At 55.4% G+C, this 19,199-nt stretch carries 15 protein-coding genes; 9 read left to right on the plus strand and 6 right to left on the minus strand.

Translation table 11 applies throughout. From position 1 onward, the window contains the following. Positions 1-139: 139 nt before the first annotated feature. The 8 genes from cutA to phaC all read left to right on the plus strand — a co-directional run bounded on the left by cutA (position 140) and on the right by phaC (position 9,689). A complete protein-coding gene (cutA, locus tag NCTC9997_RS13570; protein ID WP_010864805.1) occupies positions 140-475 on the plus strand; it encodes a divalent-cation tolerance protein CutA in 336 nt (111 codons plus the stop codon). After that, positions 451-2,313, plus strand: coding sequence for a protein-disulfide reductase DsbD (locus NCTC9997_RS13575; protein WP_064978255.1), 1,863 nt, complete (start codon positions 451-453; stop codon positions 2,311-2,313). The genes cutA and NCTC9997_RS13575 overlap by 25 nt, the downstream gene beginning before the upstream one ends. A 95-nt stretch (positions 2,314-2,408) precedes the next feature. After that, positions 2,409-3,068 (plus strand): response regulator transcription factor, encoded by a 660-nt coding sequence (locus NCTC9997_RS13580; protein ID WP_064978256.1) that lies wholly within the window; start codon positions 2,409-2,411, stop codon positions 3,066-3,068. A 31-nt stretch (positions 3,069-3,099) separates the two neighbouring features. After that, entirely contained in the window at positions 3,100-3,720 is a 621-nt protein-coding gene (locus NCTC9997_RS13585) for a MarC family protein (protein WP_010864808.1), read from the plus strand. Between the two features lie 327 nt (positions 3,721-4,047). Further along, complete coding sequence (gene purH / locus NCTC9997_RS13590) at positions 4,048-5,637, plus strand: bifunctional phosphoribosylaminoimidazolecarboxamide formyltransferase/IMP cyclohydrolase (RefSeq protein WP_047709318.1); 1,590 nt, start codon at positions 4,048-4,050, stop codon at positions 5,635-5,637. An 87-nt stretch (positions 5,638-5,724) separates the two neighbouring features. Beyond that, positions 5,725-7,038: a phosphoribosylamine--glycine ligase gene (purD, locus tag NCTC9997_RS13595; protein WP_064978257.1), complete on the plus strand. Its 1,314-nt coding sequence runs from the start codon at positions 5,725-5,727 to the stop codon at positions 7,036-7,038. 361 nt (positions 7,039-7,399) lie between these two features. Next, entirely contained in the window at positions 7,400-7,753 is a 354-nt protein-coding gene (locus NCTC9997_RS13600; RefSeq protein WP_010864812.1) for a phasin family protein, read from the plus strand. Between the two features lie 64 nt (positions 7,754-7,817). Next, positions 7,818-9,689, plus strand: a complete 1,872-nt coding sequence (gene phaC, locus NCTC9997_RS13605; protein ID WP_052242339.1) for a class I poly(R)-hydroxyalkanoic acid synthase — start codon at positions 7,818-7,820, stop codon at positions 9,687-9,689. A 244-nt stretch (positions 9,690-9,933) separates the two neighbouring features. On the opposite strand, the gene hupA is transcribed toward phaC, so the two are convergent. The 5 genes from hupA to nudC all read right to left on the minus strand — a co-directional run bounded on the left by hupA (position 9,934) and on the right by nudC (position 13,943). Further along, on the minus strand, positions 9,934-10,206 hold the full coding sequence (gene hupA / locus NCTC9997_RS13610) for a nucleoid-associated protein HU-alpha (protein WP_010864814.1): 273 nt from the start codon (positions 10,204-10,206) through the stop codon (positions 9,934-9,936). Between the two features lie 213 nt (positions 10,207-10,419). Next, positions 10,420-11,025 (minus strand): YjaG family protein, encoded by a 606-nt coding sequence (locus NCTC9997_RS13615; protein ID WP_010864815.1) that lies wholly within the window; start codon positions 11,023-11,025, stop codon positions 10,420-10,422. A gap of 122 nt (positions 11,026-11,147) precedes the next feature. Further along, positions 11,148-11,891: a deoxyribonuclease V gene (gene nfi / locus NCTC9997_RS13620; RefSeq protein ID WP_064978523.1), complete on the minus strand. Its 744-nt coding sequence runs from the start codon at positions 11,889-11,891 to the stop codon at positions 11,148-11,150. A gap of 87 nt (positions 11,892-11,978) precedes the next feature. Then, positions 11,979-13,046 carry a uroporphyrinogen decarboxylase gene (hemE, locus tag NCTC9997_RS13625; protein WP_064978258.1) on the minus strand — a complete coding sequence of 356 codons (1,068 nt, stop codon included), beginning with the start codon at positions 13,044-13,046 and terminating at the stop codon, positions 11,979-11,981. A gap of 87 nt (positions 13,047-13,133) precedes the next feature. After that, the gene (gene nudC / locus NCTC9997_RS13630) at positions 13,134-13,943 is read right to left on the minus strand and encodes an NAD(+) diphosphatase (RefSeq protein WP_064978259.1); all 810 of its coding nucleotides are present in this window, start codon (positions 13,941-13,943) and stop codon (positions 13,134-13,136) included. Between the two features lie 111 nt (positions 13,944-14,054). On the opposite strand from nudC, the gene NCTC9997_RS13635 reads away from it, so the two are divergent. After that, the gene (locus NCTC9997_RS13635) at positions 14,055-14,549 is read left to right on the plus strand and encodes an Rsd/AlgQ family anti-sigma factor (protein ID WP_064978260.1); all 495 of its coding nucleotides are present in this window, start codon (positions 14,055-14,057) and stop codon (positions 14,547-14,549) included. A 410-nt stretch (positions 14,550-14,959) separates the two neighbouring features. Here the strand turns inward: NCTC9997_RS13635 and rpoC are convergent, their stop codons facing one another. After that, on the minus strand, positions 14,960-19,183 hold the full coding sequence (gene rpoC / locus NCTC9997_RS13640; RefSeq protein ID WP_064978261.1) for a DNA-directed RNA polymerase subunit beta': 4,224 nt from the start codon (positions 19,181-19,183) through the stop codon (positions 14,960-14,962). Positions 19,184-19,199 lie beyond the last annotated feature (16 nt).

Here is a 19,199-nt window from a genome sequence, read left to right on the forward strand (position 1 = left end):
ACTGACCACATGCAATACGAAACCGCCTCACGCGACCACGCCGGTAGACCATGCCTTCGCCGACATTGGACAGCGGTTTTCGGTATATTTCAGGTATAGTACGCCGGTATATGTTTTATCCACGTGAGAGCCTGATGTGATGAATTCCGTAACTGCGGCGGTTTCTGCCCGTCTGGTGCTGTGCACCGCTCCGGATCAGGCCTGCGCCCAGATGCTGGCGCGGACCTTGGTCAACGAACAATGGGTGGCCTGCGCCAATCTGCTGCCTGGCATGCTGTCGGTCTACCGCTGGCAGGGCGAAGTCCATGAAGATGCGGAAGTGCAACTGATTTTGAAAACCGACCGCCAACATCTGGCCGGCATGCAAGCGCGCCTGCGTGAGCTGCATCCGTACCAAACCCCAGAGATCTTGGTGTTAGCAGTCGAGGATGGCGACAAGGAGTATCTGGCATGGCTCAGCGCCTCATTACGTTAATCAGCCTCCTGCTGCTCAGCACCAGTGCGCTGGCGCTGAATCTGTTTCCCAAAGCCAATCCGCAGGGTTTTGTGCCGGTGGATGAGGCATTCCCTTTTGATTTTCACCAGCAAGGCAACCAATTAGAGCTGCACTGGCAAATCAAGGATGGCTATTACCTGTATCGCCACCAGCTGAGTGTCAGCGCCAACGATGCCACGTTAGGTGACTTCACTCTGCCACCCGGTAAAGCTCATCGTGATGAGTTTTTTGGCGAAACCCACATCTTTACCGCGCCGCTGACCTTGAACATCCCGATTGCAGCCACCGGCCAGCAACCAAGCGTCAGCGTAACCTATCAGGGCTGCGCCGCCGCGGGGCTATGCTACCCGCCAGAAACGCGCGTGGTGCCATTAAATGCGTTAGTTGCGCCAACCCCAAATACTGTCGCCAACACACCAAGCGCCACGCTTGCCGAACCGACAGCGGCGAAGTCCGCACCGTCAACGACTGACACGGCCAACAAGCCGTCGTCAGCTACAAACCAGAGCAACGCCGAAGCCGTGAGCACGGCAAGCTCAGGCGCACGGAATAACAACGCACCAGAACAAGAACAACTGGCATCACGGCTGGCCGATAACCGCTGGGCGCCCCTGCTGTTCTTTGTGCTGGGATTAGGGCTGGCCTTTACCCCCTGCGTACTGCCGATGTTCCCCCTGCTCTCCGGCGTGGTCTTGGGCGGCGGTCAGCGTCACTCGCATGGCCGCGCGCTGGCGTTATCGCTGGCCTATGTGCAGGGAATGGCACTCACCTACACCTTGCTCGGACTGGTGGTCGCCGCCGCCGGTTTGCAATTTCAAGCCGCGCTACAGCACCCTTACGTACTGATCGGCTTGTCGGTATTGTTTACCCTGCTGGCGCTATCCATGTTTGGCCTGTTCAGTTTGCAACTGCCTTCGGCGCTGCAAACTCGTCTGAGCTTACTCAGTGGTCAGCAGCGTGGCGGCAGCTTGCCGGGGGTGTTTTTGATGGGGGCGATTGCCGGTCTGATCTGCTCGCCTTGCACCACCGCGCCGTTATCGGGTGCGCTGCTGTATGTGGCCGATAGCGGCGATCTGCTGACCGGCGGGCTGACGCTGTATCTGCTGGCCTGCGGGATGGGCTTACCACTGGTCGGCGTCGCCTTATTTGGCAACCGGCTGCTGCCGAAAAGCGGTCCGTGGATGAATCAAGTCAAAACCGGTTTTGGTTTCCTGCTGCTGGCGATGCCGGTGTTCCTCCTGTCTCGCTTGCTGCCCGAGGTTTGGACTTTACGCCTGTGGAGCCTGCTGGCGCTGAGCGCGTTAGGGTGGCTGTTCAGCACCCTGCCAGCGCACCGCCGCGGCTTTTTAGTGCTGCGGATCGCGGCGCTGATTGGCATGATCTTGCTGGCACGCCCGCTGCAAGATTGGGTCTTCCCGCCACAATCGGCCACGGCTGCACGTGAGCTGACATCCACACCGCACTTTATCACTATCCGTAATCAGGCCGAGCTGCAACAAGCGTTGCAGCAAGCGGCCGGTAAACCGGTGATGTTGGATCTGTACGCCGACTGGTGTGTTGCCTGTAAAGAGTTCACCAAATACACCTTTAGCGATGCCCAGGTACAAAACGCCTTCTCTGAGATGGTGTTACTCAAAGCCGATGTAACGGCTAACAATGCCGCCGATCAGGCCTTGCTGCGTGAGCTCAATGTACTGGGTTTACCGACACTGCTGTTCTTTAATCCGCAAGGCCACGAGATCCCGCAAAGCCGAGTGACCGGCTTTATGCCAGCCAGCCCGTTCTTACAGCATTTGCAGCAGCGGGTACTGCAATAATTTTGTTGCGTGCCGCACAGATGGGCACGCAATAGATTGCTCAATCGCATCCCCTGTGATTAACGTAATGGAAACATGTTCTCACAGGGAATGCTATGGACAGCGCCTATACCCTTCTGATCGCCGACGACCATCCGTTGTTTCGTGCCGCCTTGCATCAGGCCTTGGCGCTTAGCGTCAGCAGCGCCGAGCTGTTCGAAGCCGACTCGCTCGACAGCTTGCTGCAACTGCTCGAACTGCACCCCGATCCAGACTTGTTGCTGCTGGACTTAAAAATGCCCGGCGCCAACGGATTTTCCGGCCTGCAAACCCTCCGTCAGCGTTACCCCTTACTGCCGATAGTGGTGATCTCCGCCAGCGACGATCCGGCCATTATCCAGCAAGTCCGCCAGCACGGTGCGCTGGGCTTTATTCCTAAATCCGCTCAACTGAGTGTCCTGATTGATGCCATTGGGCAAGCGCTGGCCGGCGATACCATCTTCCCTGCCGATCTGGATACCTTAGCCCCGCAACCCGACCCACAGGCGCGCATCCTACAAGAGCGCCTCAGCAGTTTGACCGCTCAGCAACAGCGAGTGCTGGAAATGCTCAGTGCCGGCTTACTGAACAAACAGATCGCCTATGACCTCAATGTGTCGGAAGCCACGGTCAAAGCGCACATGACCGCTATCTTTCGCAAGCTGGGGGTAAAAAATCGCACCCAAGCGGTGATCCTGCTGCAACAAAGTGAGCTGAAAAGCCAAACGGGGTTATAATGCCCACGCCCCGTTTAACCAGGAAGTGTGCATGTTTGAATCATTGATCGTTCAGTTTGTTGTACTGTGGGCAGTCATCGATCCGATCGGCTCGATCCCCGTTTATCTCTCAAAAACCGCCTCACTCTCGGCATTGGATCGCCGCCGTGTGGCCAGCAAAGCCATCTTGGTCTCAACCGGAATCTTGCTGTTTTTTCTGGTTGCCGGCCAGTTGCTCTTGGAAGCAATGCAGATCCCGCTTAGCGCCTTCCAAACCGCCGGAGGATTGGTGCTGCTGCTGTTTGCTCTGACCATGATTTTTGGTGAGAGTAAACCCGAGCAAGAGATGCAGATGGATTATGACATCAGTGATTTAGCTGTCTTCCCGATTGCCGTACCGTCGATTGCCTCGCCGGGTGCCATGATGGCAGTGGTCATGCTGACCGATAACCATCGTTACTCGTTGATCGATCAAGCCCTCACCGCCTTGGTTATGTTGGGGGTATTGCTGATCACGTACTTGCTGCTGCGCAGTGCCTCGCGCATTCAGAAAGTGATTGGGCGCACCGGTGCCTCGGTGATCAGCCGCGTGATGGGTCTGATTTTGGCAGCGGTGGCCGTCAACAACCTGCTGGTTGGGTTGCGCGATTTCTTCTTACCGCTGACCCACTAAAGCGACCGCGCACTGAGTATCGCTCACCATTTCCTCACCGGCTGCCACGGCGGCCGGTCTTTAGCGCCTCTCCTTTCTCCTCATTGTTCTTTTCATCACCCTGTCAGCTCGCTCACCCACACCACCCCACCAGCCATACACCTAACTCCTTGAAGATCACCACCCAATATAACCGCCGACAAAAAAACGCTCCCCTGACGCAAACGTTTTCGTATAGAATGGCCGCGCACAACGGCGCAGGGTCATGAACGACAGGTTGTTTGCGCAAGCCACACTCAAGGCTTGCGCAAACTACTTTCTGCTCACTGCAAGGGGATGTGATCTACAATGGAACAGTACCGTCCTGTACGCCGAGCGCTGCTCAGCGTGTCTGATAAAACCGGCATTGTCGAATTCGCCCGTGCGCTGGCCGCACGCCACGTCGAACTGCTCTCCACCGGCGGCACCGCGCGCCTACTCAGCGAAGCCGGACTGCCGGTCACCGAAGTCTCCGATTACACCGGTTTCCCGGAGATGATGGACGGACGCGTTAAAACCCTGCACCCGAAAATTCACGGCGGCATTCTCGGTCGTCGCGGCCAAGACGACGCCATCATGCAGCAGCATGAAATCGCCCCGATCGACATGGTAGTCGTCAACCTGTACCCGTTTGCCGCCACTATCGCGCGCCCTGACTGCACACTGGAGCAGGCGGTGGAAAATATCGATATCGGCGGTCCAACCATGGTGCGTTCGGCGGCAAAAAACCACCGCGATGTAACCATCATCGTCAATGCGGCCGATTACGACCGCGTACTGACCGAGATGGATGCGCATCAAGGTTCCTTAAGCCATGCCACCCGTTTTGATCTGGCCATCGCTGCCTTCGAGCATACCGCCGCTTACGACAGCATGATCGCCAACCACTTCGGTACTTTGGTTCCGGCCTATCACGCCGAGCATCGCGAGCCTGCTGGCCGCTTCCCTCGTACCTTGAACCTGAACTTTGTTAAAAAGCAGGATATGCGTTACGGCGAAAACAGCCATCAAGCGGCCGCGTTTTATGTTGAAAGTGAGCTGCACGAAGCCAGTGTCGCCACCGCCGAACAGCTACAAGGCAAGGAACTGTCTTACAACAACATCGCCGATACCGATGCCGCGCTAGAGTGCGTCAAAGAGTTCAGTGAGCCGGCTTGCGTCATCGTCAAGCACGCCAACCCGTGCGGCGTGGCACTGGGTGCCAATATCCTTGAAGCTTACGATCGCGCATTTCGTACTGACCCAACTTCCGCCTTTGGTGGCATCATTGCCTTTAACCGTGAGCTGGATGCCGATACCGCGCAGGCCATTATCGAGCGCCAGTTTGTCGAAGTGATCATCGCGCCGACCATCACTGTACGCGCCGCCGCCATCCTCTCCACCAAGGCCAATATTCGCGTACTGGCTTGCGGTGAATGGAGTGCGAAAACCCACAGCCTAGACTTCAAACGTGTTAACGGCGGCTTGTTGGTGCAAGACCGTGACCAAAGCATGATCAGCGCCGCCGATCTGACCGTGGTCACCACCCGCCAGCCAAGCGAAGACGAACTGCGCGATGCACTGTTCTGCTGGAAAGTGGCCAAATACGTCAAATCCAACGCCATCGTGTATGCCAAAGGCAACATGACCATCGGCGTCGGAGCCGGTCAAATGAGCCGCGTCTACTCGGCCAAAATTGCGGGCATCAAAGCCGCGGACGAAGGGCTGGAAGTCAAAGGCTGCGTCATGGCCTCCGATGCCTTCTTCCCGTTCCGTGACGGTATCGATGCCGCCGCAGCCGCTGGCGTAACCTGCGTGATCCAGCCGGGTGGCTCGATTCGTGATGAAGAAGTGATCCAAGCCGCCAACGAACATGGCATGAGCATGCTGTTTACCCACATGCGCCACTTCCGTCACTGATACAGCAAAACCGGCGGGCTTGTCCCGCCGGTCCATTTTTGGCCGACCGGTGCCGCGCACCGAAACATTCAATCTCTGGAGTCATGCATGAAAGTCCTGATTATCGGCAGTGGCGGTCGTGAACATGCCCTGGCATGGAAAGCCGTACAATCCCCACAGGTCTCGCACGTTTATGTCGCCCCCGGCAATGCCGGCACCGCCACCGAAGCGGGAGTCAGCAATGTGGATATCGCCGTTACCGATCTGCACGCCCTCGGCGCCTTTGCTCTGCGTGAAGGCATCGAACTGACCATTGTCGGCCCTGAAGTCCCACTGGTACTGGGTGTGGTCGACCATTTCCGCGCGCTGGGCCTGCCCATTTTTGGCCCAACTCAGGCCGCCGCTCAGTTGGAAGGCTCTAAAGCGTTCACCAAAGATTTCCTCGCCCGTCACCAGATCCCCACCGCTGAATACCAAAACTTCACCGAAGTCGAGCCAGCACTGGCTTACATTCGTGCCAAAGGTGCCCCGATCGTGATCAAAGCCGACGGTCTGGCCGCAGGCAAAGGGGTGATTGTGGCCATGACCTTGGCCGAAGCCGAAGCAGCGGTCGAAGATATGCTGGCCGGCAATGCCTTTGGTGATGCAGGGCACCGCATCGTGGTGGAAGAGTTCCTCGATGGCGAAGAAGCCAGCTTTATCGTGATGGTCGATGGTGAGCACGTCTTGCCAATGGCCACCAGCCAAGATCACAAACGTGTCGGCAACCAAGACAGCGGCCCGAACACCGGCGGCATGGGCGCTTACTCACCCGCGCCAGTGGTCACCGCAGAGATCCACCAGCGCGTCATGGATGAAGTGATCTGGCCAACCGTGCGTGGCATGGCCGCAGAAGGCAACGTCTACACCGGCTTTTTGTACGCCGGCTTGATGATCATGGCTGACGGCACCCCGAAAGTGATCGAGTACAACTGCCGCTTTGGCGATCCGGAAACCCAACCGATCATGCTGCGCCTACGATCCGATCTGATCGAACTGTGCCAAGCCGCTGTCGCAGGTCGCTTAGATCAGTGCCGATCAGAGTGGGATCCACGTCCAGCGCTCGGCGTAGTGCTGGCTGCCGGCGGTTATCCCGGCGATTATCGCAGCGGTGATGTCATTCACGGCCTCGAGCAAGCCGCCGCCAACGCAGGCAATGACAGCAAAGTATTCCACGCCGGAACCCGCAGCAATCCTGAGCAGCCCGCGCAAGCGCTGACCGCCGGTGGCCGCGTACTGTGCGTCACGGCATTGGGCGACAGCGTCAGTGCTGCCCAGCAGCGTGCCTACCAGCAAGCGGCCTTGATTCAATGGGATGATATCTACTACCGCACCGATATCGGTTTTCGCGCCATTGCCCGCGAACACGTGGTAGAAAAATAAGGGTGTAATCAGCGCCGTTTTTAGACTTTATCGGTATATCTTTAGCGCGCTTTGTCGCGGATAACGTTAACGTGAACGTCAACAAACGTACTTCACCGCTGCGTTATCCGCGCTCTTTTCCCACCAAGCGCGACGCTCCTTCCCGCCAAGCCAGCTCGCCTTAATCAGTTAACCTTTACGCTAACGTTAAGCTACAACTCTGACCACTTAGTGACCCTGTTTTTACACAAAAGCTTCGTTACACTGCAATACAATGCACATATAAATCAGGGTACTGTGTGCTGTAAAAGGTATGTGTGCCACCAACGGTATGTTTGCAGCACAGCACACGATGTGCGTTATTCACAAGGAGCAGATAGAAATGAGTACGGAAATTTTCAAAACCTTCGCCGATCAGGCACAAAACTTCTATGCACCGGTTTATAAATACAACCGTCTGCTGACTGAAAATCTGGAGCAACTGAGCAAAGTGCAGCTGTCGGCCGCCAAAGCTTATTCTGAGCTGGGTCTGGAGCAGATCAAAGCCGTGGGTGACATCAAAGACCCACAATCTCTGGTTGCCTTTGGTAACAAGCAGCTGGAGCTGGTGAACAAAATCTCCAAGCAGCTGCTGGACGACACCCAGAAGCTCTCTTCCATGAACGAGCAGTTCAAAAAAGAACTGGAAACGCTGACCAAAGATCAACTCTCTCATTTACAAGTTAACGCCAACTAAATTTGGCTGCCGACACGCCTGCGGGCGTGTCATTCTTTCATGATGGTGTTACAGGGAGAAAACCATGGCTTCTGCAAATCAGTTCAACGGAGCGCTGGATGCGCTGGCTGATCTGAACCGTAAGCTGGTTGAGCTGTACCTGTCGCGCTCTACGGCTCAAGGTCCGCTGAATCAAGTATTGATGCAGGCCAACATGAACGATGCGAATCGCTTCTTTGAGCATGCATTTGGGCAACCCAATGCACTGGTGGAGCAGCAGCTCAAGTGGTGGCAACAGCAACTTGAATTATCCCAGCACGCGGTATTGCGCCTGTTTGGCCAGCCGAGTGAACCGGTGATCCAACCGGATCGCAGTGATCGCCGCTTTACCTCTGATGAGTGGCAACAAAACATCCTGTTTGATTACCTCAAACAATCTTATCTGCTGACGACGCAAAATGTGCTCGGCAGCATCAACCAGCTCGAAACGCTGGATGAAGAAACCCGCAAGCGACTGGAGTTCTTCACCCGCCAGTATTTATCCGCTCTGTCGCCAAGCAACTACCTGCTGAGTAACCCTGAGCTGCTCAAGGTGACGCTGGAGAACAACGGCCAAAATCTGGTTAAAGGGATGGAGTTGCTGGTCGAAGATATGGAGAAAAGCGCTGACACGCTGAATATCCGCATGACCGATCAAAGCTCCTTCCGCCCCGGTGACAATCTGGCCACCACCCCGGGCAAGGTGATTTTCCGCAATCACCTGTTTGAGCTGATTCAGTATGTGCCGACCACCGAAGAGGTGTTGCAGCGGCCACTGTTGATCGTGCCGCCGTTTATCAACAAGTTCTATATTCTGGATCTGCAGGCACAAAACTCGTTTGTCCGTTGGGCGGTTAGCCAAGGGCATACCGTGTTTATGATGTCATGGGTCAATGCGACTCCTGAACACAAAGACATCACCTTTGAAGACTATGTGATTGATGGGGTGCTGGCCGCGCTGGATGCGATTGAAACCGCCACCGGCGAAAAAGAGGTTAACGGTATCGGTTACTGCATCGGCGGTACACTGCTGTCAGTCACCATGGCCTATCTGGCTGCGCGCCGCATGAAGCAGCGCATCCGCACCGGCACCTTGTTTACCACCTTGCTGGACTTCGCTAAACCCGGCGATATCGGGGTCTTCATCAATGAAGAAACCGTCAGCGCGGTGGAAACGCAAAACCAGATCAAAGGCTACATGGATGGTCGGCAAATTGCGGTGTCGTTCAGTCTGCTGCGGGAAAACTCCCTGTACTGGAACTACTTTGTCGATAACTACCTCAAGGGCAAGAGCCCGATGGCGTTCGACATCCTGTACTGGAACTGCGACAGCACCAACGTACCGGCCGCCTGCCACAACTTCCTGCTGCGCCAATGCTATCTGGAAAACCAGCTGATCATGCCTGGAGGGATCTCGATTCGCGGTACGGCCATTGATCTGAATAAGATCAAATTACCGCTGTATTTCCTCTCGGCCGCCGAAGATCATATCGCACTGTGGGATGCGACCTATGACGGCGCTAAGGTGATTGGCAAAGACAACAGCCATGTGACCTTTGTACTGGGCGAATCCGGCCATATCGCCGGCGTGGTCAATCCACCGGAAAAAGGCAAATACGGCTACTGGTGTAATCCGGATAACAGCTTCCTGCCGGATGACTCGCAAGCTTGGCTGAATGCCGCAGAGCACCATAAAGGCTCATGGTGGCCACACTGGCAACAATGGCTGGTCAGCCATCTGCCAGAAGGCAGCAAACCGGTGCCCGCTCGTCAGCCGGTCGCACGTGAAAATCAGCCGCTGTTAGGTGATGCCCCGGGTGAGTATGTCAAAGTGCGCATCAGCGACATTGACCAGCAAATCAAAGCCAGTTTGCTGCATCCGAGCAGTGAAGAAAGCGCTGAGGAAAATGCTGCCTAAGCGTTATCAACAACGCTATCAGCCGGAAAGCGGTGAGTAAAAAAACAAGCGGTCAATACGAGTCAGCGCTAACAGTAACAGCGCGTATGAGGGTTAGCCGCTGTAATACTCAGCGCCAACAGGTCAGGCAGAAAGTCAGTACGGTAATAGCGTACTAGATATACAAAATGATAGATAAACAAAGTGATAGATAAACAAACGGGGAGTCCATGGACTCCCCGTTTTTTGTATCTGGCGCGATAAATTACTTCACGGAATCTTTCAGCGCTTTACCGGCTACGAACGCAGGCACGTTGGCTTCTGCGATCTGAATTTCTTTACCGGTTTGTGGGTTACGACCTGTACGTGCCGCGCGATGGTTCACTTTGAAAGTACCGAAACCGACCAGCTGTACTGGATCACCATCCTTCAGTGATTCAGTAATTGCAGACAGCGTGGATTCCAGTGCTGCTTTTGCTTGCGCTTTAGACAGATCCGCTTTTTCTGCAATCGCGTCGATCAGTTGAGTCTTGTTCATAGGTTGTCCTTACGTTTTATTTATCACGTTACTCGTAGCTATACAGGTCTCATACCCGTCTAGTGTACTTCGCTATGACGCGCCCTGATCCGTTTGAGATCACCACGCCAACATGCGCTTACCCACGTCGCCATGGGGCCAATGCAAACCAATCCAAATGTAGAACACTTTGCCCCGCAAAGGGATCGGATTCGCGAGAATTCCGGCGTTAAATCACGCTTCTCGCACGCCACTCACTGCAGCGATACCAATATTACTGATACCCGCTTCACGCAAGTCAGCCCGCAGGCCCTTGATCAGCTCTAGGTCACGCTCTTCGCAGGCTGCCAGCAGACGATAAATCTCCCACTGCACATCCAGCTCATTTTGGATATTTGGCAACGCCTTGAGCTCCTCTTCGGACAGCTCACGGTCTTGATCATGCATCTCCAGCATTGCCACGGTGTTAATCGAGATCCGGCTGATGCTTAACGCAAATGCCAGCTCTTCACCGCTCAGCTGTGAATGCAACAAATCACTTAAACCGACACACGCATCGATAGCCGGGAAAACACCGTACATATCAAAGTCATCGGCCGCAGGGATTTGTTCTTCAAATTTTTCTAGCTGGTTTTCGAAATTAACTTTGGCGCCTTTTACTGTCAGGACTTCCCACGCCAAATCCAGCACCGTACGGTACAGTACAGGGTTACCAAAGCCACTTGCTAAAGCAAAGGCTTGATAGTTCGGGTACATCCGCTCGCACAGGCACACCATAAAGGTTTGCAGCTGCCAAGGCTCCAGACGTTCCAAACGTTTGTGAATCGGATTACGTAACATACCCAGTCCTCTATACTGTTTCAGCGCCTGAGTGTAACTGATCTTCTACGCTGATCGATAGAAATAAGCGGCCACCAGCAGGGAGATTGCACTGATTTGCAGCAATTGATCACCTTGCCCCCTTATGAAGAGGGATCGGCTGCGCAAGAAGCCACCGCCTTTGCCTCTACCTTGGCTTCTCCGTTCGCCGCATGCGCCGCCAACAGCGCCTGCCACGTAGGGCGCGCCGAAGCGATACCATCGGCAAAACGGGTCGGCTCCGGCAAGCGATAACCGCGGCAACAACGTTGCACCCACTGCAGCGCCGAATCAGGGCTGATCCGATGCCCAGCCGAAATAAACAGCGGACGACAACGCACTTTACTGCGCCACACATAGCCTAACAAGCTTTCACCCGCCCACAACGCCGAACTTGCGCCAACGCCGTCAGCCAGTGGTGCATAACTGCCATACAGGTGACTTTTCGCCACACCAATGGTCGGCACATCCACCAGTAAACCAAAGTGACTGGCGACGCCAAGGCCACGCGGATGGGCGATCCCCTGCCCATCCACCAGCAGTAAATCGGGCCGTTGTGGTAGCATCTGCCACGCGGCTAACAGGGCCGGACATTCGCGAAAAGACAATAACCCGGGAATGTACGGCAACGTCGTCGGTACCCGCGCAATGCGAAAATCCAACAAGGTCAGTTCGGGATAGCGCAGCAACACGATGGCGGCGCGAGTGACCGCGCCGCCTTGCTCAAAACCAACATCCGCACCGCCAATAACGTGCACCGGCCCCACACGGTCGGTACGCTCCACCGCGGCCGCTAAGCGGCGCTGCTCATCGCGCAGCGCGGCATAATCGGTGGTCGGTACCTTCATCTCTGGCGTTACCTCTTGGTTCTCATTCACCATGGCATTTGGCATGGTAATGGCTCCTGATTGCCGCTGAGCGCAGCATATACGCACTCAGCGCGCGTGATATGGCTGAGACAAACGGTGTACCGCTTCCACGAATCCCCCAGCATGGGCCGGATCGACATCCGGATGAATACCGTGGCCTAAGTTACACACATGACCGGTGCCGGCGCCGAACTCTGCCAACAGGCTAGCCACTTCCTGCTCGATACGAGCAGGCGGCGCATACAACATGGACGGATCCATATTACCCTGCAGGGCAACGCGCGAGCCAATGCGCGCACGCGCGTCAGCCAAACTGGTGGTCCAATCCAAGCCCACTGCATCACAGCCGGTATCGGCAATCGCTTCCAGCCATTGACCGCCACCTTTGGTGAACAAGGTCACCGGCACGCGACGGCCATCATGCTCACGCAGCAGCCCATCGACAATTTTGTGCATGTAGTGCAGCGAAAATTCGCGGTAATCACGGCCAGTCAGCGCGCCGCCCCAGGTATCGAACACCATCACCGACTGTGCACCGGCGCGGATCTGGGCATTCAGATACACAATCACGCTATCGGCCAATTTATCCAGCAGCAGATGTAGGGTCTGCGGCTCGGCGTACATCATCTTTTTAATGCGGGTAAACGCCTTGCTACTACCGCCTTCGACCATGTAAGTCGCCAGCGTCCACGGGCTACCGGAAAACCCGATCAGCGGCACCGCGCCCTTGAGCTCACGGCGAATGGTGCGTACCGCATCCATGACATAGCCCAGCTCTTGCTCTGGATCGGGCACCCCGAGCTTTTGTACATCGGCCAAGGAGCACACTGGACGTTCAAAACGCGGACCTTCGCCGGTTTCAAAGTACAGCCCCAAGCCCATCGCATCAGGGATAGTCAAAATATCGGAAAACAAAATTGCCGCATCCAGCGCAAAACGGCGCAGGGGCTGCAAGGTCACTTCACAGGCCAGCTCCGGATTTTTGCACAGGGACATAAAATCCCCGGCTTCGGCGCGGGTCGCCCGATACTCCGGCAAATAGCGCCCCGCTTGGCGCATCATCCAAACCGGAGTCATGTCTACCGGCTCGCGCAGCAGGGCACGTAAATAGCGATCGTTTTGCAGTGTGGTCATCTTAGGCTTCCTTTTTATTCTATTGCGCCCGATTGTAACACCGTCCAGCGCAGATACACCTGTCGTGCGGCGGCCTTGCCAGCGCGCTCACTGATTGTCGGCGGCGGCTGTTGCCTGCGCTTGCTGACACAACGGTAAAGTCAGATTAATCAGATGCCGCGCTACCGTCCCAACAGGCGGTAAGGGCGGTAATGCTTCGGGGCTAAACCAATCAGCGCTCACCAATTCCTGATGATCAACGCACAACTCACCGCCAGCATATTCCGCTACAAAGGCCGCCATCAACGAGTTCGGAAACGGCCACGGCTGAGATTTAATGTAGCGGATATGCTCAATCTCAATGCCGGTCTCTTCACGCACTTCACGTGCAACGGCTTGCTCCAACGTCTCGCCCGGCTCGACAAAGCCGGCCAACACAGTGTGCATGTTGCCCTGATGACGTGGATGCTGCGCCAGTAAGATCTGGTGCCCACGGCGAACCGCAACAATCACGCACGGCGCGATCACCGGATACACCGTTTGCGCACAGGCGCTGCACTGCATCGCCCACTGGGTCGGTACTTTTTGGAGTGGTGCCGCACAAAATCCGCAAAAACGGTGGCTACGCTGAAAATGCGCCAACTGCACCGCGCGCCCAACCAACTGAAACAGTGCCTCAGGCTGCGCCAGCAAACTGCGCAATGAACCTCGCTCACTGGCCGGTTTAGCCGGTATATCCTCGGCCATCAGCAGGTATAGGGTCTGTCCTTGCCACTGCCCGACGGCCTGCGCCGGTTGTCCGGCAAGCCCCCAGCTAGACGCTTCTCCGTGTGGTAATTCTCCACCGGGCAGCCATAACTGCCCCTCTTGCATCAGCAACCAAAACCCCTGCTGCTGCGGATCAAGAAATTGTTCCATAGCACTCCTTGCAGCTATGCAATTTTACTGGCATCTTTTATAACAAGGTTGTCACAATATGTTTCACCATGAGTCGCAACCTTGCCTTGAATGTATCTGCGGAGACAGACCATGCTTACCAAACTTGCACGCGATCCCGCTCCCACACAGGGACAGGCAAAACAAGGTCAAGCCAAGATCATCGATCTCTGGCTACACGAACGCAAAGCGCTACTGATCCATTACTGCCAACTAGCGGGCTTGCCCCCGTTTCACCGTGAGAAACAGGCACTCCCGACACTGGAACAGATCACCGCCTTCAACGCCCGTTTGGTAGATTACCTCTCCGCCGGTCACTTTGAAATCTATGATCGCATCATCAGCCAAGCCGAACAGCATGGCGCAGGCAAACTCAATCTGCACCCATCGCTGTATCCACGTCTGACGGCCAATACGCAGCAATTACTGCACTTTCACGATTGCTATACCGATATCAGCGAAGATGACGACGCCCTGCTGGAGCTCGATCAAAATCTTTCGGCGCTCGGTGAGTTACTAGAGCAGCGCTTTGCCCTCGAAGATCAACTGATCAAAGCCGTGGTACTGACCACTGGGCAAAGTTTCTAACGCGCGGAGAAGACAGTAACCTCTAGCCGCGACGCACCATGTACGGGGAACAGGATGTTCCCGCGCCTTTCTACGCGTGACTTTTTCCGTATTACTTCCACGCTCTGATAGTCAACCTGCGATACCGCCTTTGCCCATCGATTAACCATCTCTCACGCGCAATACCACAACACTATCTAATCTAAGTTAGACCAAGCCAAGCCGCGCAGCCCTATCGGTCACTCGCTACCCTTTTTTATTCCGTGTTTTATTAAGCTTGGAGTATCACGCTTCAAGCCCGTCGCCATGCATGGCCTACCCATCGGCTCGGCAACTGCCGCTTAGCGCGCGGCAATAAAAAAAGGGCACCGTCTCCGGTGCCCTTTTCACGCTTAAGATGTCACGACCTTAGTCGTCACGCGAGGAACGACTTATTCGTCGTCACCCAGTGCGCCCAGACCGCTCAGCAGACCGGCCAGGTTAGCAGAAGCCTCTTCTGCGCTCACTTGTGGCGCAACTGGAGCTTCAGCCTTCTGACGACGACGGCTGCGATCTTGGTGGTACGCATAACCGGTACCCGCCGGGATCAGACGACCTACGATAACGTTCTCTTTCAGACCGCGCAGTTCGTCACGCTTACCAGCAACTGCCGCTTCAGTCAGCACGCGGGTGGTTTCCTGGAAGGACGCCGCGGAGATGAAGGACTCAGTTGCCAGAGACGCTTTGGTAATACCCAGCAGTTCACGTTCGAAGGTCACTGGCTCTTTACCTTGAGCTTCACGCTCACGGTTGGTGATCTTCACGCGAGCCACTTCGGCTTGCTCACCTTCCAGGAACTCAGAATCGTAAGCGGCAGTGATGGTACCCTTACGCAGCATCTGACGGATGATAACTTCGATGTGCTTATCGTTAATCTTAACGCCCTGCAGACGGTAAACGTCCTGCACTTCGTTAACGATATAGTTAGTCACCGCATGCACACCGCGCAGACGCAGGATGTCATGTGGAGTCTCTGGACCATCGGAGATCACATCGCCACGCTGTACCAGTTCGCCTTCGAACACGTTCAGCTGACGCCACTTAGGAATCATCTCTTCGTAAGCATCACCACCGTCGGTTGGTGTGATCACCAGACGACGCTTGCCTTTGGTTTCTTTACCGAAGGATACGATACCGGTGATTTCCGCCAGGATCGCAGGCTCTTTCGGCTTACGAGCTTCAAACAGGTCCGCAACGCGTGGCAGACCACCGGTAATATCCTTGGTACCGCCAGATTCTTGTGGAATACGGGCCAAAGCATCACCAGTGCCAACCAGCGTACCGTCGTCCAACTGAACGATCGCTTTGCCTGGCAGGAAGTACTGCGCTGGCATATCGGTACCTGGAACCAGAATGTCGTTACCGTTCGCATCAACCAGTTTCAGGGCAGGACGCAGATCCTTACCACCACCGGTACGCTCGGCTGCATCCAGTACCACCAGAGAAGACAAACCGGTCAGTTCGTCGGTCTGACGGGTAATGGTCAAGCCATCCAGCATGTCGACAAACTTGATGTAACCACCCACTTCGGTAATAACCGGCATAGTGTGCGGATCCCAGTTCGCCACGGTTTCACCCGCGTTCACTTCCATGCCGTCACCTTTCGCCATAGTGGCACCGTAAGGCACCTTATAGCTTTCTTTGGTACGACCGAACTCGTCGATCACGGTCATTTCAGTGTTACGAGAAGTGATCACCAGCTTGTTGTCAGCGTTGGTTACGAACTTCGCGTTGTGCAGCTTCAAGCTACCCTTGTTCTTCACCTGGATGCTGTTCTCGGCTGCCGCACGCGATGCCGCACCACCGATGTGGAACGTACGCATGGTCAGCTGAGTACCTGGTTCACCGATGGACTGTGCCGCGATAACACCAACCGCTTCACCTTTGTTCACCAGGTGACCACGGGCCAGGTCACGACCGTAGCACTTCGCACACACACCGAAATCGGTGTTACAGGTAACCACAGAACGAACCAGGATGCTGTCGACAGATTTCTCTTCGATCAGGTCACACAGTTTCTCATCCAGCAGCGTGTTGCGCGGGATCAGAATGTCTGCAGTGCCCGGGATCAGAATGTCTTCTGCTGCCACACGGCCCAGTACACGCTCACGCAGAGGCTCTTTCACGTCGCCGCCTTCGATCAGCGGAGTCATGACTACGCCTTCCAAAGTACCGCAATCGTCTTCGGTGATCACCAAGTCTTGCGCTACGTCTACCAGACGACGAGTCAGGTAACCGGAGTTCGCAGTCTTCAGTGCGGTATCCGCCAGACCTTTACGCGCACCGTGAGTAGAGATGAAGTACTGGAGTACGTTCAGACCTTCACGGAAGTTCGCGGTGATTGGGGTTTCGATGATGGAGCCATCTGGCTTCGCCATCAGACCACGCATACCCGCCAGCTGACGCATCTGTGCAGCAGAACCACGCGCACCGGAGTCGGCCATCATAAATACGCTGTTGAAGGAAGACTGCTTCTCTTCTTCGCCGTCACGGTTAGTCACGGTTTCAGTAGACAGGTTTTCCATCATGGCTTTCGATACTTTATCGTTGGCCACAGCCCAGATATCGATCACCTTGTTGTAACGTTCGCCGGCAGTTACCAGACCAGACTGGAACTGCTCCTGAATGTCTGCCACTTCCGCTTCCGCATCGGCCAGAATCTTGGCTTTCGCTTCCGGGATAACCATGTCGTCGATACCAACGGACACGCCGGAACGGGCTGCGTAAGCAAAACCGGTGTACATGATCTGGTCAGCAAACACGACAGTCGCTTTCAGACCCAGCACACGGTAGCAGGTGTTCAGCATACGAGAGATCGCTTTCTTACCCAGCGCTTGGTTAACGATGGAGTAAGGCAGACCACGTGGAACGATCATCCACAGGATCGCACGACCTACGGTAGTGTCGATCAGGCGAGTAGACACTTCTACTTCACCGGTATCGGTCTTCACGTGCTCGGTAATACGAACCTTAACGCGCGCATGCAGTTCAGCCTGGCCTGAGCGGTACAGACGTTCCGCTTCTTTCGGACCAGTCAGCACCATGCCTTCGCCTTTGGCGTTGATCTTGTCGCGGGTCATGTAGTACAGACCCAATACCACGTCCTGAGAAGGCACGATGATTGGATCACCCGATGCCGGAGACAGGATGTTGTTGGTCGACATCATCAGCGCACGGGCTTCCAACTGCGCTTCCAGCGTCAGAGGAACGTGAACCGCCATCTGGTCACCGTCGAAGTCCGCGTTATACGCCGCACAAACCAGCGGGTGCAACTGCAGAGCTTTACCTTCGATCAGAACCGGTTCAAAGGCCTGAATACCCAGACGGTGCAGGGTTGGCGCACGGTTCAGCAGGATTGGGTGTTCACGGATCACTTCATCCAGAATATCCCAAACTACCGCTTCTTCGCGCTCGACCATTTTCTTGGCCGCTTTGATGGTGGTCGCCAGACCACGTGCTTCCAGTTTGCCGTAGATGAATGGCTTGAACAGCTCCAGACCCATCTTCTTCGGCAGACCGCACTGATGCAGACGCAGGTATGGACCTACGGTGATTACAGAACGGCCGGAGTAGTCAACACGTTTACCCAGCAGGTTCTGACGGAAACGACCCTGCTTACCTTTGATCATATCGGCCAAAGATTTCAGAGGACGCTTGTTAGAACCGGTAATCGCACGGCCACGACGGCCGTTATCCAGCAGCGCATCAACCGCTTCTTGCAGCATACGTTTTTCGTTACGTACGATGATGTCTGGCGCAGCCAGATCCAGCAGACGCTTCAAACGGTTGTTACGGTTGATCACGCGGCGATACAGATCGTTCAGATCAGAGGTCGCAAAACGGCCACCGTCCAACGGAACCAGCGGACGCAGATCAGGCGGCAGTACCGGCAGCACGGTCAGGATCATCCACTCTGGCTTGTTACCAGATTGAATGAACGCTTCCAGCAGCTTGATACGCTTAGTGATCTTCTTACGCTTGGTCTCGGAATTCGTTTCGTTCAGCTCTTCGCGCAGCTGTTCGCACTCAGCCGGCAGGTCCATCGCTTTCAGCAGGGCCTGTACCGCTTCCGCACCCATCTTGGCGTCGAATTCGTCACCGAACTCTTCCAGTGCATCCAGGTACTGCTCTTCAGTCAGCATCTGGCCACGATCCAAGTTGGTCATACCGCCTTCAACAACTACGTAAGATTCGAAGTACAGTACACGTTCGATATCACGCAGAGGCATGTCCAGCAGCAAACCGATGCGGGATGGCAGAGATTTCAGGAACCAGATATGCGCAGTCGGGCAAGCCAGTTCGATGTGGCCCATACGGTCACGACGAACTTTAGTCTGGGTCACTTCGACGCCACACTTCTCACAAATCACGCCACGATGCTTCAGGCGCTTGTACTTGCCACACAGACACTCGTAATCCTTCACTGGGCCAAAGATGCGGGCACAGAACAGGCCGTCGCGCTCAGGCTTGAAGGTACGGTAGTTAATGGTTTCCGGCTTTTTCACTTCGCCGAAAGACCAAGAACGGATCATGTCTGGAGACGCAAGACCGATTTTGATGGCATCAAACTCTTCGGTCTTAGTTTGCGCTTTCAGAAACTTTAGTAAGTCTTTCACGGATTGGCTCCCGTCG

It is taken from the genome of Plesiomonas shigelloides (assembly GCF_900087055.1).
GTDB classification, from domain to species: Bacteria; Pseudomonadota; Gammaproteobacteria; order Enterobacterales; family CAMTGL01; genus Plesiomonas; species Plesiomonas shigelloides.

Coding starts and splice junctions, on each gene's coding strand:
- cutA (WP_010864805.1), top strand. CDS start 140: ATGAATTCCGTAACTGCGGCGGTTTCTGCCCGTCTGGTGCTGTGCACC.
- NCTC9997_RS13575 (WP_064978255.1), top strand. CDS start 451: ATGGCTCAGCGCCTCATTACGTTAATCAGCCTCCTGCTGCTCAGCACC.
- NCTC9997_RS13580 (WP_064978256.1), top strand. CDS start 2,409: ATGGACAGCGCCTATACCCTTCTGATCGCCGACGACCATCCGTTGTTT.
- NCTC9997_RS13585 (WP_010864808.1), top strand. CDS start 3,100: ATGTTTGAATCATTGATCGTTCAGTTTGTTGTACTGTGGGCAGTCATC.
- purH (WP_047709318.1), top strand. CDS start 4,048: ATGGAACAGTACCGTCCTGTACGCCGAGCGCTGCTCAGCGTGTCTGAT.
- purD (WP_064978257.1), top strand. CDS start 5,725: ATGAAAGTCCTGATTATCGGCAGTGGCGGTCGTGAACATGCCCTGGCA.
- NCTC9997_RS13600 (WP_010864812.1), top strand. CDS start 7,400: ATGAGTACGGAAATTTTCAAAACCTTCGCCGATCAGGCACAAAACTTC.
- phaC (WP_052242339.1), top strand. CDS start 7,818: ATGGCTTCTGCAAATCAGTTCAACGGAGCGCTGGATGCGCTGGCTGAT.
- hupA (WP_010864814.1), bottom strand. CDS start 10,206: ATGAACAAGACTCAACTGATCGACGCGATTGCAGAAAAAGCGGATCTG.
- NCTC9997_RS13615 (WP_010864815.1), bottom strand. CDS start 11,025: ATGTTACGTAATCCGATTCACAAACGTTTGGAACGTCTGGAGCCTTGG.
- nfi (WP_064978523.1), bottom strand. CDS start 11,891: ATGAAGGTACCGACCACCGATTATGCCGCGCTGCGCGATGAGCAGCGC.
- hemE (WP_064978258.1), bottom strand. CDS start 13,046: ATGACCACACTGCAAAACGATCGCTATTTACGTGCCCTGCTGCGCGAG.
- nudC (WP_064978259.1), bottom strand. CDS start 13,943: ATGGAACAATTTCTTGATCCGCAGCAGCAGGGGTTTTGGTTGCTGATG.
- NCTC9997_RS13635 (WP_064978260.1), top strand. CDS start 14,055: ATGCTTACCAAACTTGCACGCGATCCCGCTCCCACACAGGGACAGGCA.